A 15082-nucleotide genomic window follows, 5' to 3' on the forward strand; every position below is an offset into this window, starting at 1 on the left:
GTCTACACCTCTCTTTATGCCGGCATGATCGAACATAGGGTTGCCTTGGTCTCTTGCATCTGCGTGACCGAGTCGTACCCGTATGTTTGAACGGTGTTGGTGGATTCACCCAGAACGATGGGGTCTGCGCCCTTGGGATACTTGTCCCGCAGGTCCTTGCCCTGGTAGTGCCCGCCGAAGTGGAAGGGCATGAAGGCAACGCCTTCTCCTACTCGTTCCGTGATCATGGCCTTGACCTTGATCTTCGCTCCCTCGGGGCCATGGACCCAGACATCGTGACCGTCACGGATGTTCAGGTTGTTGGCATCACGAGGATTCACTTCAATGAACATCTCCTGCTGAAGTTCTGCCAGCCAGGGGTTCGAACGGGTTTCGTCACCGCCACCCTCGTATTCGACCAGACGGCCGGAGGTGAGAATGATCGGGAACTCCTTGCTGAAGTCCTTCTGCTGGATGGTTTCATACAGCGTTGGTACTCGCCAGAAGGTCTTGTCCTCGTAGGTCGGGTAGTCGGCCACGAGATCGCGACGCGGCGTGTACAGCGGCTCGCGGTGCAGCGGGACGGGATCCGGGAAGTTCCAGACGATGGCCCGTGCCTTGGCGTTACCAAACGGTGCGCATTCGTGCTTGATAGCCACACGCTGGATGCCACCGGACAGATCGGTTTTCCAGTTGGTTTCCGCGCCGGCAATGCCGTCAATGACTGCACGCTCTTCTGCCGTCAGGTCGCCATCCCAGCCCAGGTCCATCAGCATCTGCATGGTGAACTCGGGGTAGCCGTCCTTGATCTCGGAGTTCTTGGAGTACACGCCGTCTGCCAGGATGTTCTGGCCGTTGTGCTCCACACCGAAACGGGCGCGGAAGGTCAGGCCGCCTTCGGAAACCGGCAGCGACATATCGTACAGGTTGGCGGTGCCCGGGTGGTTCATTTCCGGGGTGCCCCAGCACGGCCATGGCAGTCCGTAGAAGTCACCGTCACAGGGGCCGCCGACAGCACGCAGGGTGGTCTTGTCGAAGTGATGCTGGTACTGCATGTGCTTCTTCAGACGCTCTGGCGACTGGCCGGTGTAACCGATGGTCCACATACCCCTGTTGAATTCGCGGGTAATGTCTTCGATCGACGGCTCATCGCCGTTCAGGGCGATGTTGCGGAACATCCGATCGGTGAAACCGAACTTGTCCGCGAACAGCTTCATGATCTCGTGGTCGACCTTGGAGTCAAACAGCGGCTCAACCACTTTTTCCCGCCACTGCAGTGAGCGGTTGGAAGCGGTCACGGAACCGTAGGTTTCGAACTGGGTCGTGGTGGGCAGCAGGTACGCGCCCTCTTTACGATCATGCAGCACGGCGGAAACGGTGGGGAAGGGGTCCACAACGACCAGCAGGTCGAGCTTCTCCATGGCTTCCTTCATTTCCGTCATCCGGGTCTGGGAGTTGGGCGCGTGGCCCCACAGAACCATGGCCCGGGTGTTGTCCGGCTGCTCCAGGTTTTCCTTGGCTTCCAGAACACCGTCGATCCAGCGGGAGACCGGGATACCCTTCTCGTTCATCATGGCCCGGGACTTGCCATCCTTGTCCCATACCGCAAAGCGGCCTTTCAGCCAGTCGAGATCCTCTTCCCAGACGCGCGCCCAGTGGGCCCAGGAGCCAGCCGCCAGGCCATAGTAGCCAGGCAGGGTGTCGGCGAGCACACCCAGGTCGGTGGCGCCCTGTACGTTGTCGTGACCACGGAAGATGTTGGTGCCGCCGCCGGCGACGCCCATGTTGCCCAGAGCCAGCTGCAGAACGCAGTAGGCGCGGGTATTGTTGTTACCGTTGGTGTGCTGGGTACCACCCATGCACCAGATCACGGTGCCGGGACGGTTGTTGACCAGAGTACGGGCAACGCGCTCAAGCTGCGCACCCGGCGCGCCGGTGACACGCTCTACCTCTTCCGGAGTCCACTTGGCGACTTCGGCCCGGATATCTTCCATGCCGTAAACGCGAGTGCGAATGAATTCCTTGTCTTCCCAGCCGTTCTCGAAGATGTGCCAGAGGATACCCCAGACCAGGGCCACGTCGGTGCCCGGACGGAAGCGTACGAACTCATCGGCATGGGCGGCGGTGCGGGTGAAGCGCGGGTCGCACACAATCAGCGGCGCGTTGTTTTCTTCCTTGGCCTTCAGTACGTGCAGCAGAGACACCGGGTGGGCTTCTGCCGGGTTACCGCCAATCAGGAAGATGGCCTTGGAATTGTGGATGTCGTTGTACGAGTTGGTCATCGCACCGTAGCCCCAGGTGTTGGCTACGCCGGCAACGGTTGTCGAGTGACAGATCCGCGCCTGGTGGTCGACGTTGTTGGTGCCCCAGTAGGCGGCAAACTTGCGGAACAGGTAGGCCTGTTCGTTGTTGAACTTGGCGCTGCCCAGCCAGTACACGGAATCGGGACCGCTTTCCTCGCGGATCTGCAGCATCTTGTCGCCGATTTCGTTGATGGCGGTGTCCCAGGAAATCTTCTGCCACTGGCCGTTCACCATCTTCATGGGGGTCTTCAGACGACGCTCGCCGTGGGCGTGCTCCCGTACCGACGCACCCTTGGCACAGTGGGCGCCCATATTGAAGGGGCTGTCCCAGCCGGGTTCCTGGCCGGTCCACACACCGTTCTGGACTTCGGCTTCTACCGTGCAGCCGACCGAGCAGTGTGTACAGACCGATTTCTTGACAACCACTTCACCGCCACCGGTGGTCGGGGCGGCAGCCTCAACACGTCCGGATGTCAGCGACAGCGCTGCCAGACCACCCACTGCAACACCGGAGGTTGTCAGGAACTGACGACGGTCCAGAGTCTTGGCAGCGAGTGAAGAAAGCAAGGAGCCTGCACGGGGGCCTTTCGCTACCCCGTTGGTCTTCTTCCTTAACATGTCTCATACCTCTCTCTTTTATTATTCTCGTTTTTCCGGAAAGCTCAGTCTCTCAAGGGCCTTTCGCAACCTTGATCAACTCAAACCCCCGTTAAAAGCGAGCCGATTCGAAATACTTACGTGTATGTTCGGTATCACGTAATCCGCGGCTTTTCGGCGCGTCTTTCCTGACCACCTCGGCTGCGGCGTTCGGTGCAACCGTCATTGCCACAGCAGCCGGAGCTGCAACGGCTGCCATTTTGAGAAAATGGCGACGGCTGTTTTCACGCTTCGGGTTGTCCATTGGACACCTCCCCCTGGGTTAAGGGATCTTCGATCCCGGTTACTGAATTGCAAAGGCCTCCGCTTCCACTGCCATGAAAGCCCGCCCAAGCGAGCCCACCGGCGCGTAGAAGACAGCGCTTTGCGCTTCTTCCAAGTCGGTAAAAAACAGTTCCGCCCACTTGGCAAGGTGGGCATCGAAAAAGGCTTTCTGAGAGGCCACATCGCTGTCACAGGGAAAGGCGCCGGTGATGATGCCGGCCATGATTTCACAGAGCGTGCAGATGTGGTCTTCGGGTTCTTTTACGTCGCTGCGCGCCTTGATGCCCCGGGACATCAGGTCGGTTCGCAGTTCCGCCAGCGGCTTCTCGTTCAGGAAACCGGTAAGGTAATAGCTGGCGTAGGGCAGCAGTTCGCCACGACCGAGCCCAACAAACAGGTTGTTGAATTCCCGCTCGACATCGTGAGGGTTGCTGCGCTCGGCCAGTGCGGCCAGGTTCTTCGAAGCCTGGCCCAGGGGCGTGTCGTCACCCTGGAGGGATGACAGACCCTGCAACAGGTCCGCCGTCGGCGGGTTGGCCAGCAACACGCCCAGCAACTGATAGATTTGAGCCCTGGCGCGATCTTCTTCGGTGATCGAACGAGGGCACTGGATTTCCGCCGTGTCAGTCAAGTCGGTTTCCTTCTAATTATTATGTGCGCACTCTCACACTAGCTTAGTACACAACCGCAAATAGTGGAGCAAGCAACGATATATTTACCAATAGCTGAATCGTATTTCACTAATAGTCAAAACGCATGCGAGGCCGGAACCGGGGCTCCGGCGCCTCTTCAGTCTCTTCAGGTTCCGCCTGTGTGACCCGAAGGTTGCCAGAAACCTGCGGCTCCGGGGCATCGTCGGCCTCCAGTGCGGTCTGGGCTTCCGGGCTCTGGTCGCTAACGGGTTCAGGCTCGACCTCTGACGGCTGCGCCAGACTGCTGGTCGGCTCGTCCACAACTTCGGCTGCCTTCTTGGCTTTTTCGACCATGCCCTCACCGACCCGATAGAGCGAGCTCACGGTCTGTCCGGCCGTGGAAGCCAGCGTGTAATCCTCGTCATAGTCATTCAGCCCGTCCAATACGGCCAGCACCGGATTGGACTTCCACAGGCTTCGCAATGCCTTGCGACGCAGAAACTCGGGAATCTCCCGGCGCATGAACCCGGTGATATCCGTACCGATTTCGATGGACGCCGGATCAGGCAGCCCGTATTTGTCCAGCAGCTCCTGTTCCGAGAGCGTCTCGTTAAGGGCCAACTCCTGCTGCTCCGGGTCCGGGGCGGGGGCTGACGGTTCCGGTTCCTGTGCCGGCGCGGGGGTAGGCCCAACCTTTCTATTGGCTTCGGCCTTTTTACGGGACCAGCGCTGCCAACGGGATTCAACCATTGCTACACCCTCGTTAATGCACTTTGGGTTTCTTGATGTTGTTGGGCGCCCGGAACACGTCGCTTTCCTGTCGGATGCGCGGGTCGCCCTTGGCGTCTTCCACCGCATCCACACGCACCTCGTCCCGGCGCCGCTTCTTGAACGGCTCCTCGATGTAGTGCATGTCGATAAATTCCTTGATCCAGGCTGCCAGGGACTCGGGGATGGGGACGGATTCGACGATACTCTCGCCACTGTCCAGGGAGTCCAGCGCCTCGTGGGCATTGGCTGTAATGGTGCTGAGCATCCAGCCTGAGGGGGATTGACCGGTGACGTCCCGATCGAGAATGACCCAGGCGGACGGCACGCTCATGTTGAGGGATACCAGATAGCCCTCGACATCCGCTCGAAACAGCTCCATGGTGACCGTGCCGGCGTGGTAGTCAACCACCTCGCCGTCGTGGACCAGTTCTTTCCAGAAGGCGTCCGGTGCCCCGGGGATAACAGCGACAGGTTTCCAGATTTCTTTGGCCCAGCGGGTTACCCCCGGAGACCGGCGGACAACGGCGCCAACCTGAAGTGTGCGTTTCCAGTGATCGGTTCTACTGCTCATGATGGATCTCTTCTTGTTATAGCTAGAAGCTAGCAGGGCTCCAACAATTATCCAATTGTCCGAAAGTAGATGCCTGTGGCATGCTCAATTTAAGAGAGTATGTCGTATACGTATAACAACAACGAACAGAGTAAAGTTCCTGATGACACCAAAAAAATCCCTATTGTTGTGCACCTGTGACAAAAGCCAGACCTTCAATTCCGAGGTTCTTCAGGCAGTTGCCGGTGCCGAGCAGGTGGTTGCGGTAGACCAGCTGTGCGGCAAGGATATGAAAACCGCCGCCGAGCACCTGGGGGCCCGCAACGACGTGCTCATTGCCTGCGGCCAGCAGGCGGCGCTGTTCGAGCGGTTGGCGGAAGACGTCCACGCGGAGATCCAGCATGTGGCGCCGCTGAGCACTATCGATATCCGGGATCGTGCCGGCTGGAGTTCCGCCAACGCCAATCCGAAACGTCTGGAAGCCAAGCAGGCGGCACTGGTGGCAGCGGCCCAGTTGCCCGGTCCGTCGGCGCCGGCGAAAACCATTCAGTCCAGTGGGGTCTGCTGCATAGTGGGCCCGACCGAGCAGGCCATCCGCATGGCCGGGCTGGTGCAGGATGAGCTGGGTGTGACCTGTGTGGTCAACGACGCCGGCCCCATCCAGTTGCCTTCCGCCGCCTACGACGTGGCCAAGGGGCAGTTGACCAGCGCCTACGGTGCCCTGGGCAACTTCAAGCTGGAGTTTGCCGGCCTGCAGACGCTTCACCCGGCCGGTCGCGGCGAGCTGGGTTACTCAGCGGCCCAGGCCACGGCCCGTAGCGAATGCGATGTCTTCATTGATCTGCGCGGCGGCGCACCGGCGTTCCCGAGCCATGAGAAACGCAACGGCTATTTCTGGGCAGATCCTGCCAAATCCGGCGAACTGGAGCGCATTGCCCTGACGGCGCGGGAAATGGTCGGCGAGTTCGAGAAGACCGTGTACTTCCGCCTTGAGGAGTCCCTGTGTGCACATTCCCGGGCCAACAAACCCGGCTGCACACGCTGTCTCGATGTGTGTCCCACGGAGGCGATTTTTTCCGCCGGGGATCACATCCAGATTGATTCCGATATCTGCGCCGGCTGCGGTTCCTGCGCGGCCGTGTGCCCCACATCCGCCGTCACCATGAACGAAACGCCCTACGAGGCGTTGGTGAAGGTGATGGATGTGATGGCAAAGACCTATCGCGAGCACACTCACGAATCGCCGCGCCTTGTGTTCCACACTCTGGAAGCGGGTGCCGAGGCCATCACCTACCTGGCCCGTTACGACGACGGCCTGGCCGATGACCTGATTCCGCTTGGCCTTGAGCATGTGGACCGGATTGGTCATGCCGAAATCATGGCGGCGTTCGGGGCCGGGTACGCGGAGGTTCTGATCCTGGCGGACAATGAACTGGACAAGCGGGCGCTGGCGGCCGAAGTGGAGCTGGCTCAGGCGATGCTGACCGGTACCCATAACTCGCCCAGCCGCGTGCGGGTCATTGACGCCATCGAGCTTTCCGCGCCGGGAGACAACGCCGGGCGGGTCAGCGAGCCGGTGTTGCTGGTTGGCGGTCGTCGCGATATCACCCGGGTGACCGCCACTGCCATGGCGGAAAAGGTTAATGAGCCGATTCCTCTGCCCAAGGGCGCGCCCTACGGCGCGGTTGAGATCGACTCCGACAAGTGCACCCTGTGCCTGGCCTGTGTGTCCCTGTGCCCCACCGGCGCCCTCGGTGATCACCCGGATCGGCCGGAGGTGCAGTTCACCGAGAACGCCTGTGTGCAGTGCGGTATCTGCGAAAGCACCTGTCCGGAAACAGCCATTACGCTCAAACCCCAGCTGGATCTGTCCAAGGCGGCACTCAGCGCCCGCGCCCTGCACGCGGAAGAACCGTTCGAATGCATCCAGTGTGGCAAGCCGTTCGGGGTGGCCAGCACCATCAACCGGATTGTTGCCAAGCTGGAAAACCAGCACTGGATGTACACCAAATCTGATAATGTCCAGCTCATCAAGATGTGTGACGACTGCCGGGTGAAGGCACAGTTCCATGGCGACACAGCGCCCATGGCTGGCGCCGCAAGACCCAAGGTTCGCACCAGTGATGACTACCGGGACAATTGATTGATAGACAGGAATTTCCATGGTCCAGTACACCGAAGTAGGAAAAAGTAACCTGATTGGCACCGATGCGCCCCGGCCTCAGGACAAGAATCCAAAGGGCGTTGACCGCATCATCGCCATCGCCTCGGGCAAGGGCGGCGTTGGCAAGTCCACTGTCTCCTCCAACCTGGCGGTGGCGATGGCGTCCAAGGGGTTGAAAGTGGGGCTGCTGGACGCCGACGTCTACGGACCCAGCCAGCCGAGGATGCTGGGCGTGTCGGGTCGGCCGTCGAGCCCGGATGGCCACACCATCCTGCCGCTGCGAAACCACGGGGTCACCCTGATGTCGCTTGGTTTGATGACCTCGGAAGAGGAGGCCATCGTCTGGCGTGGGCCCATGCTCATGGGCGCGCTGCAGCAGATGATGAACCAGGTGGACTGGGGGCGACTGGACGTACTGCTGGTGGATCTGCCGCCCGGTACCGGTGACGTACAGATGACCCTGAGCCAGAAGTTCTTCGTGGCGGGTGCCGTGGTAGTGTCCACGCCCCAGGACATTGCCCTGATGGACGCACGCAAGGGCATTGATATGTTCAAGCGCATGGACGTGCCGCTGTTTGGCCTGGTGGAGAACATGGCGTCGTTTATCTGCGACGGCTGCGGCAAGGAGCATCACCCGTTTGGCCATGGCGGTGCCCGGGCCGAGGCAGAAAAACTGGGAGCGCCGTTCCTCGGTGAGATTCCGCTGGATCTGGACATCCGGATAGGCTCCGATGGTGGCGTGCCCATCGTGGTGTCCAAGCCCGAGAGCCCACAGGCGCTGGCATTCCAGCGTCTGGCCGATGAAATCGTTGGTTCTGAACTCTACGCCCAGGCCATCCGATGATTGAGTCACCCCGTTTTCCCCCGTTGCTGACCGGAGAAGTGGTGCCGCCGCACACGGATCCGTTCGACAAGGCTGTCAGCCGCGCCATTGCCGGCGTGGATTCCGGTACGGTGTTTTACTCCGAAGCGGTGGATACCCTGCGCGCCGCCCTGGTGCTGGCGCCCGAGACCCCTCTGGAAGAGGCCATTCAGGCGGTGTATGTGGCCCAGATTGGTCTGGCGGAAAGCCTTGGCGCCCTGGCGCCGCCGGAAGTGCCGGTGCAGTTCGACTGGCCCGACCGCATCAAGGTGAACGGGGCGCTGTGCGGCAGTGTCCGGTTCGCGGCCGATGTGTCTGACCCCAAAGCCACGCCCAACTGGCTGGTGATCGGCATTGCTGTGCCCTTCACCCACCCGGGCGGGGAGCCTGGCGAAACACCCGATCAGACCTGCCTGTACGAGGAGGGCTGCGTCGAGATAACGCCGATGGCGCTGCTGGAGAGCTGGTCCAAGCACACGCTGCTGTGGCTGACCTATTTTCTGGACAGCGGATTTGAGCGGGTGCACAACGAATGGCGCCCACGCTGTGACGCCATCGGCAAACGCATCGAACAGCCCAGAACAGGCCTGTTTGTGGGGCTGGATGAGAAGGGACGTATGCTGGTGCGCCAGGATGTGATGACCGAAACAGTGAGTCTGATTGAATTTGCAGAGCACCTTTGAGAGAAAACGTATGAAACTGGCCCGAACCCTGCGACTGGATATTTCCGATGAGAACGTCTTCGAGCGGCCGGCCCCCAGCGGCGAGTGGGCCATTTCCGGCGGCTTCGAGTTTTCCAACTGGACCGAAGCCGATTTGAAAGGCAAGGCGCGCCAGGCGTTTACCAATGGCTGGTACAGCATTGAATCCGGTGGTCGCGCCAGCTTTGTTGGCGTGTGCGATATCACCGAGCCGGAGCTGGAGCGGCTGCGCCACACCCTGGCGCAGACCTTCGTGGAGATCTACGGTGCCCCGGACATCGAGGCCGCCTACCCGGTGGCCTGCGAAGAAATCGACCAGATGCGCAGCATGTGTGAGGACTTCGAGGACAATACCCTGCTCATGGTCAGCCGTACCCTGACCGACCTGGGGGTTGAGGAGACCTATCGTTCCCGGGCGCCGCAGGACGCTTCACTGGAAGCCTTTGCGGTGCACGGCAGCGTGGACTGATTACAGGCCAAAGCTGCCGTAGGGAATGAAGCGCACGGGGGTGCCCTGCTCGATCTGCCGGGCGCTTTCGTCCAGCTCCACCAGGCCTTCGGACCAGGCCAGACCAGTTACCCGGCCGGAGCCTTCCGAGCCAAACACCTCTACCTGGCCATCCCGAACCCGGGCCCGTAACATTTCGCTGCGCCCGGGTTTTTTGTTTTTCGAGAAGTTGGCGGGCAGTACGTAGGCCTGGGGTTCAAACCATTCGCCCCCGGCCAGCAGCGCCATGGCCGGGGCCGCGAAACGCAGGGCGCAGACCCAGGCGGCCACCGGGTTGCCGGGCAGGCCCACCACCGGGGTGCCCTTGAACATCGCCAGCGCCAGCGGCCGCCCCGGCTTGATGGCGATGCGCCAGTTGCTGATCTCGCCATGGGCTTTGAGGGTTTTTGATACATGGTCTTCGTCGCCGGCCGAGACCCCGCCGCTGGTCAGGATCAGGTCGCACTGTTCGGCGCCACGCGCCAGCGCCGCTCTGACGTCTTCAGCCCGGTCCAGCACGTGGCCCAGGTCGACCAGCTCATAGCCCAGCCGGGTGACGAGGCCGCTCAGCATCGGCCGGTTGGCGTCGTAGATTTGCCAGTCGGTTACCTCAGCGCCGACCGGTTTGACTTCATCGCCAGTGGACAGAACGCCTACGCGCAAACGCTTGAACACATCCACCGAAGATACGCCAACGCTGGCCAGCACCGAGATCTGCGTGGGCGTCAGCCGGGTGCCTGCGGTAAGGACGCACTCTTCAGCCTGTATGTCCTCACCAGCCTTCCGCGCATTGGCGCCCTGCTTCAGGGTGCCGTTCAGTTGCAGCTGGCCATCCACCACCTCGCAGTCCTCCTCCAGAACCACGGTATCCGTGCCTGCCGGCATGACCGCGCCAGTGAGAATGCGAATGGCGTGGCCGTGCGGAACCGTGCCCTGGTAGGGCTCACCAGCTGCACTGCGACCATTGACTAACGGCAGAGTACAGGGTACTTCGGTCAGTGGTCCGGCCAGGGCGTAGCCGTCAACAGCGGAGTTGGTGCTGGGAGGATGTGCCCGAGGCGCCAGCACGTCGCTCGCCAGAATGCGGCCATTCACCTCGGATAGGGGCACAGCGCGGTCGACATCCACCACCGGATGCAGGCGCGAGTGCAAGCGCTCCAGCGCTTCTTCAACCGGTGTCCAGTTCACCCCGGGGGGCAAGGCAAAGCAGTCGTTGCGAAGGGGTTTCATGACTCTCTCGCTGATGGCGGAACGTTCTCAATAATAAAGTCGGCCATGCCGGTGATGTCATTGACATCGAACAACGGTCCCTGGAAATCCGCATCGTAATCGGAGGCCACGGCGATAATGTTGGCATCTTCCCGGTACAGCGGTGTGCGAGAGGTGTCCTTTCTGTGCACTTCGATTTTCGGATGCCCATGGGTCTTGTAGCCTTCCACCACCACCCAGTCGCAGGGTGACAGCCTGGCCAGTAGTTCCTCCAGAGAGGGTTCGGCGGCCTCCCGCAGCTCGTGCATGATGGCAAAGCGCTGACCACCGGCGAGGATGACCTCGCGGGCGCCGGCTTCCCGGTGCTTGTAGCTGTCGGTGCCGGGCTGGTCGATGTCCACCTGATGATGGGCGTGTTTGATTGAGCTGACCTTCAGGCCACGGTGGGACAGCTCACGAATGAGTGCGCTGGCCAGGGTCGTCTTGCCGGAATTTTTCCAGCCCACAATGCCGATGATGTTCACGTCAGGTTCTGCTCCGCCCAGGCGAGATCGTTCGGGGTGTTGATGTTGAAAAAGTCGTTGTCGTCGAAAATGACCAGGGTTTCGCCCTTGGCCTGAGTCCACTGGCGGATCTTGCGCACGCCGTCATTCAGGGCCGCCCGCAGATCATGGCGCAGCGCCACCGGCCAGCGGCCAAACGTGGGCTGGGGCAAACGTCCACGGTCCGGATCGGGCGTTGCCGCCAGCGCTATGGGTGTATCGACCTGGCCGAGGCGTTCAACCAGGTCCAGCGGAAACGAGGGCGTATCGGCGGCCACGCTGATCAGCCACTCATAGCCCTGTTCGGCAGCCCAGTCCATGCCGGCCAGCACGCCGGCCAGGGGGCCGGGAAAATCCCCGATCGAGTCGGGCACCACGGGCAATCCCAGGTCGCTGAACCTTGCCAGATCGCCGTTGGCGTTCAGCACCACGGCGTCCACCTGGGGCGTGATCCGGGCTATGACCCGCTCGATCAGCGACTGGTCCCCCAGCATCAGGCGGCCCTTGTCGCCACCGCCCATGCGGGTCGCCTGCCCACCGGCCAGAATCACCGCGCATTGCGTCATAGGTCGCCTCCGTCAATCGTCCCGGGCGCCTTTGCGGCGCATTTTTTTGTCCTCTTCGGGCACCTGTGACAGGTCCTGGTCGTACACCAGCCGGTGCTGGCCACTGAGGCAGGTGAACTTCCGGCCACGCATGCGCCCGATCAGGGTCAGCCCCACCTGGCGGGCAATGTCCACGCCCCAGGCGGTGAACCCTGAGCGGCTGATGAGGGTGGGAATGCCCATGAGGGAGGTCTTGATCACCATTTCCGAGGTCAGGCGACCGGTGGTGTACAGCACTTTGTCTTCGGCCGAAATGTCGTTCTGGTGCATCCAGCCGGCAATCTTGTCCACCGCGTTGTGGCGCCCGACATCCTCCATGTAGGCCAGGATCTTCCGGCCCTGGCAGAGTGCGGTGCCGTGGATGGCGCCGGTCTCCATGTACAGGCTGGGAGTGTGGTTGATCTGGAACGACAGATCGTAAAAGGTGCTGGTGTGTACCGGAGTATCCGGCAGTTCCAGCCCCTCCAGGCCGGCCATCATGTCTCCAAACACCGTGCCCACGGCACAGCCGGAGGTGCGTGTTTTCTTCTCCAGCTTGTCCTCGACGTTGGTGGTGCCGGCAGTTCTGACTACCGCCACTTCCAGTTCCTCGTCGTAGTCGATGCCGGTGACCTCATCCCGAGATGTCAGCATGCCCTGGTTCAGGAGAAACCCCAGTGCCAGGTATTCCGGGTGGTCGCCGATGGTCATGGCGGTCACGATTTCCTGGCTGTTCAGGTAGATGGTCAGGGGACGTTCTTCGATCACGCTGATCGATTTCGGCTGGCCAGTTTCGTCGACACCTTCCACCGCGCGTGACAGTCGGGGGTCTTTCGGGTCTGGGAGTATGGGATCAATCGTCATTGTTTTTTTGCGGCCATTTCTGGAAGTCTTTGAGCGTGGGTTATCTACGCAGATTGCCAGAGATTAGCCTATTTGGCGTTTGGGAAAAACAGCGGGTGATCAAGCATAAAATAACCCGGCCGGGGCCGGGCTCTCGTCGAGGCGGGATGGTTACTTGGCGTTCGGGAAGAACAACTGCTGTCCGTTCACCTTGAAGCCGGCGATGGCCTGCTGGCCGGCCTCGGAAATCAGCCAGTTGTGCCATTGTTCCGCCAGGTCGTGCTTGAGTCCCGGGTGCTTTTCCTTCGACAGAACAAGGCTGCCGTACTGGTTGAACATGGCCGGATCGCCGGAATAGAGCAGCTCAAGGTTCTGCGGATTCTTGAAGGCCACCCAGGTGGCTCTGTCAGACATCACGTAGGCATCCATGGCGGCGGCCGTGTTAAGGGTGGCGCCCATGCCGCTGCCCAATTCACGGTACCAGTCGCCGCCTGGCTCCACGCCGGCATTCTCCCACAGACGCAGTTCGGCCCGGTTGGTGCCGCTGTCATCACCGCGGGAAGCAAAGGGCGCTTCTGCCTCGGCGATGGCCGCGAAGGCCTCGGCGGCACTCTGTGCGGCGCTGATGCCGGCGGGATCCTCAGACGGACCGATCAGTACGAAATCGTTGTACATGACGTCGGCGCGCTCCGTGGCGTAACCGTTCTCGACAAATCGCTTTTCGCCAGCAGTGTCGTGAACCAGCAGGCTGTCGGCATCGCCACGCCGCGCAATTTCAAACGCTTGGCCGGTACCGACGGCCACCACCCGCACATCAATGCCGGTGGCTTCCTTGAATTTGGGAATAATGGCGTCGAAGAGACCTGAATTCTGGGTGGAGGTGGTCGAGGCCAGGGTAATGTATTCCTCTGCCTGGGCGCTCAGCGCGAATCCCAGGGTTGTTAGGCCTGCGAGTATCAGGTTCAGGGCTTTCTTCATCTTTTATTCTCCCGTCGTCGGTTTGAAGGAACTAGTCAACCAGTTCTCCGGAAAGGTAGGCCCGCCCTTCGCGGGAGGCCGGCGATTGAAAAAACGTCTCTGCGGGTGTGTGCTCGCGGACCTGTCCGCCGGAGAGGAACAGCACATCGCTGGCCAGTCGTCGTGCCTGGTGAAGGTCGTGGGTGGTCATCACGATGCGGGTACCCTGGTTGTGAAATTCCCGTACCGATGCCTCAACGGCCTTGATGGCCGCCGGATCCAGGGCGGAGGTGGGCTCGTCCAGGAACAGGACCTGCGGGCGAAGCACCCAGGCGCGGGCCAGGGCCAGCCGCTGCTGCTCCCCACCGGATAGTACTCGTGCGGGGGTGTGGGCGCGGGCGGTGAGACCGAACCGTTCGAGGGCCTCCGCCACCAGCTTTGTGCGAGTTCTGCGCGCTACGTTATTCACCGCCAGGGCGTGCACCAGATTGGCCATAGCCGAGCGGCGCAGCAGCACCGGCTGCTGGAACACCATGGCCTGCCTCGGGCGGGTGCCGGTAGACCAGGATACCTGACCCTCGGTGGGGGTGAGCAGGCCATGAGCCAATCGGAGCAGGAGGCTTTTGCCGGCGCCGTTGGGGCCCATGACCAGGGTGGGGCCGGTGCCGTCGAGCGCAAACGAGCAGGGGCCCAGCAGCGTTTTTTCCTGGTGGCTGAAGGTTACCTGGTTAAAGTGCAGGGCGGGCGCCGGGGAAAGCACCGTGGCCGCGGTGAAAAGTCCGTTGAGAGAGGTCATCCTGCGCGCCTCCTTGCCGTCTCTCCCACCAGATAGACGGTGGCGTTGATCAGCATAACCAGTGTCAGCAGGACAATGCCCAGCCCCAGGGCCAGGGGCAGGTTGCCCTTGCCGGTCTCCAGGACGATGGCGGTGGTCATCACCCGGGTAATGCCGTCGATGTTGCCGCCCACCATCATGACGGCGCCTACCTCGGCACTGGCGCGCCCGAACCCGGCCAGCAGGATGGTCAGCAGGGCGAAGCGGGCATCCCAGAGCAGGGTCGGCATCATGCGCAGGCGTGACATGCCAAGAGACACCAGTTGCTCCCGGTATTCTCCCAGAAGCTCTTCCACTTTCTGTCGGGAGAGGGCGGCCAGAATGGGGAGTACCAGCACCACCTGGGCGATGACCATGGCGCCGGGTGTGAACAGCAGTCCGTACTCGCCCAGTGGCCCGGCCCGGGACAGCAGCAGGTACACCATCAGGCCGGCAACGACTGGCGGCAAACCCATCAGGGCGTTGAGCACCACCACAACGCCGCCGCGCCCCGGAAATCGCCAAAGCGCCACGGCCGCGCCCAGGGGAAACCCCAGCACAGCTGCAATCACGACGGCCATCAGCGAGACCTGCAAAGACAGTCCCACAATCTGGAGCAGTGACGAATCTAGATTCAACAGTAGCGAGAGTGCTACATAAAACGCATTATTATTGTCCACAACCGCGTCTCCTCACCGTTGAGCATCCTGGCGCTTTTCACTACGCTTTGCACAGCGTTGTGGAATTAATGCAGTTAAAAACA

16 protein-coding genes are annotated in these 15082 nt (G+C 61.4%); 4 read left to right on the plus strand and 12 right to left on the minus strand.

Translation table 11 applies throughout. The annotated features are described in order from the left end of the window. Nucleotides 1-14: 14 nt before the first annotated feature. The 5 genes from ACFC20_RS01700 to ACFC20_RS01720 all read right to left on the minus strand — a co-directional run bounded on the left by ACFC20_RS01700 (nt 15) and on the right by ACFC20_RS01720 (nt 5177). A complete protein-coding gene (locus tag ACFC20_RS01700) occupies nt 15-2900 on the minus strand; it encodes a formate dehydrogenase subunit alpha (protein ID WP_375191488.1) in 2886 nt (961 codons plus the stop codon). 91 nt (nt 2901-2991) lie between these two features. Continuing rightward, nucleotides 2992-3183 carry a twin-arginine translocation signal domain-containing protein gene (locus tag ACFC20_RS01705; RefSeq protein ID WP_375191489.1) on the minus strand — a complete coding sequence of 64 codons (192 nt, stop codon included), beginning with the start codon at nt 3181-3183 and terminating at the stop codon, nt 2992-2994. Nucleotides 3184-3222: 39 nt separating this feature from the next. Next, entirely contained in the window at nt 3223-3834 is a 612-nt protein-coding gene (locus ACFC20_RS01710; RefSeq protein ID WP_375191490.1) for a molecular chaperone, read from the minus strand. Nucleotides 3835-3943: 109 nt separating this feature from the next. After that, on the minus strand, nt 3944-4585 hold the full coding sequence (locus tag ACFC20_RS01715; RefSeq protein ID WP_375191491.1) for a DUF3306 domain-containing protein: 642 nt from the start codon (nt 4583-4585) through the stop codon (nt 3944-3946). A gap of 13 nt (nt 4586-4598) precedes the next feature. Further along, nucleotides 4599-5177 (minus strand): DUF3305 domain-containing protein, encoded by a 579-nt coding sequence (locus tag ACFC20_RS01720; protein WP_375183512.1) that lies wholly within the window; start codon nt 5175-5177, stop codon nt 4599-4601. A 142-nt stretch (nt 5178-5319) separates the two neighbouring features. Here ACFC20_RS01720 and ACFC20_RS01725 point away from each other — a divergent pair, with 142 nt between their 5' ends. The 4 genes from ACFC20_RS01725 to ACFC20_RS01740 are packed head-to-tail and all read left to right on the plus strand — an operon-like array spanning nt 5320 to nt 9352. Continuing rightward, a complete protein-coding gene (locus ACFC20_RS01725) occupies nt 5320-7299 on the plus strand; it encodes a 4Fe-4S binding protein (RefSeq protein ID WP_375183513.1) in 1980 nt (659 codons plus the stop codon). Between the two features lie 19 nt (nt 7300-7318). Then, nucleotides 7319-8164 carry an Mrp/NBP35 family ATP-binding protein gene (locus ACFC20_RS01730; RefSeq protein WP_375191492.1) on the plus strand — a complete coding sequence of 282 codons (846 nt, stop codon included), beginning with the start codon at nt 7319-7321 and terminating at the stop codon, nt 8162-8164. Next, nucleotides 8161-8865 carry a biotin/lipoate--protein ligase family protein gene (locus tag ACFC20_RS01735; RefSeq protein WP_375191493.1) on the plus strand — a complete coding sequence of 235 codons (705 nt, stop codon included), beginning with the start codon at nt 8161-8163 and terminating at the stop codon, nt 8863-8865. Before ACFC20_RS01730 ends, ACFC20_RS01735 begins: the two co-directional genes overlap by 4 nt. A gap of 10 nt (nt 8866-8875) precedes the next feature. Beyond that, nucleotides 8876-9352 carry a DUF6505 family protein gene (locus tag ACFC20_RS01740; RefSeq protein WP_375183278.1) on the plus strand — a complete coding sequence of 159 codons (477 nt, stop codon included), beginning with the start codon at nt 8876-8878 and terminating at the stop codon, nt 9350-9352. Here the strand turns inward: ACFC20_RS01740 and ACFC20_RS01745 are convergent, their stop codons facing one another. From ACFC20_RS01745 to ACFC20_RS01775, 7 genes are all read right to left on the minus strand, one after another. Further along, nucleotides 9353-10600 carry a molybdopterin-binding protein gene (locus ACFC20_RS01745; RefSeq protein WP_375183277.1) on the minus strand — a complete coding sequence of 416 codons (1248 nt, stop codon included), beginning with the start codon at nt 10598-10600 and terminating at the stop codon, nt 9353-9355. After that, on the minus strand, nt 10597-11103 hold the full coding sequence (mobB, locus tag ACFC20_RS01750) for a molybdopterin-guanine dinucleotide biosynthesis protein B (RefSeq protein WP_375183276.1): 507 nt from the start codon (nt 11101-11103) through the stop codon (nt 10597-10599). The genes ACFC20_RS01745 and mobB overlap by 4 nt, the downstream gene beginning before the upstream one ends. Next, the gene (mobA, locus tag ACFC20_RS01755; protein ID WP_375183275.1) at nt 11100-11687 is read right to left on the minus strand and encodes a molybdenum cofactor guanylyltransferase MobA; all 588 of its coding nucleotides are present in this window, start codon (nt 11685-11687) and stop codon (nt 11100-11102) included. The genes mobB and mobA overlap by 4 nt, the downstream gene beginning before the upstream one ends. A gap of 12 nt (nt 11688-11699) precedes the next feature. Then, entirely contained in the window at nt 11700-12569 is an 870-nt protein-coding gene (locus ACFC20_RS01760) for a formate dehydrogenase accessory sulfurtransferase FdhD (protein ID WP_375183274.1), read from the minus strand. A gap of 150 nt (nt 12570-12719) precedes the next feature. After that, nucleotides 12720-13526: a substrate-binding domain-containing protein gene (locus ACFC20_RS01765; protein ID WP_375183273.1), complete on the minus strand. Its 807-nt coding sequence runs from the start codon at nt 13524-13526 to the stop codon at nt 12720-12722. Between the two features lie 31 nt (nt 13527-13557). Then, nucleotides 13558-14301, minus strand: a complete 744-nt coding sequence (locus ACFC20_RS01770; RefSeq protein WP_375191494.1) for an ATP-binding cassette domain-containing protein — start codon at nt 14299-14301, stop codon at nt 13558-13560. Next, the gene (locus ACFC20_RS01775; RefSeq protein ID WP_375191495.1) at nt 14298-14999 is read right to left on the minus strand and encodes an ABC transporter permease; all 702 of its coding nucleotides are present in this window, start codon (nt 14997-14999) and stop codon (nt 14298-14300) included. Before ACFC20_RS01775 ends, ACFC20_RS01770 begins: the two co-directional genes overlap by 4 nt. Nucleotides 15000-15082 lie beyond the last annotated feature (83 nt).

It is taken from the genome of Marinobacter sp., assembly GCF_041984545.1.
GTDB lineage: Bacteria > Pseudomonadota > Gammaproteobacteria > Pseudomonadales > Oleiphilaceae > Marinobacter.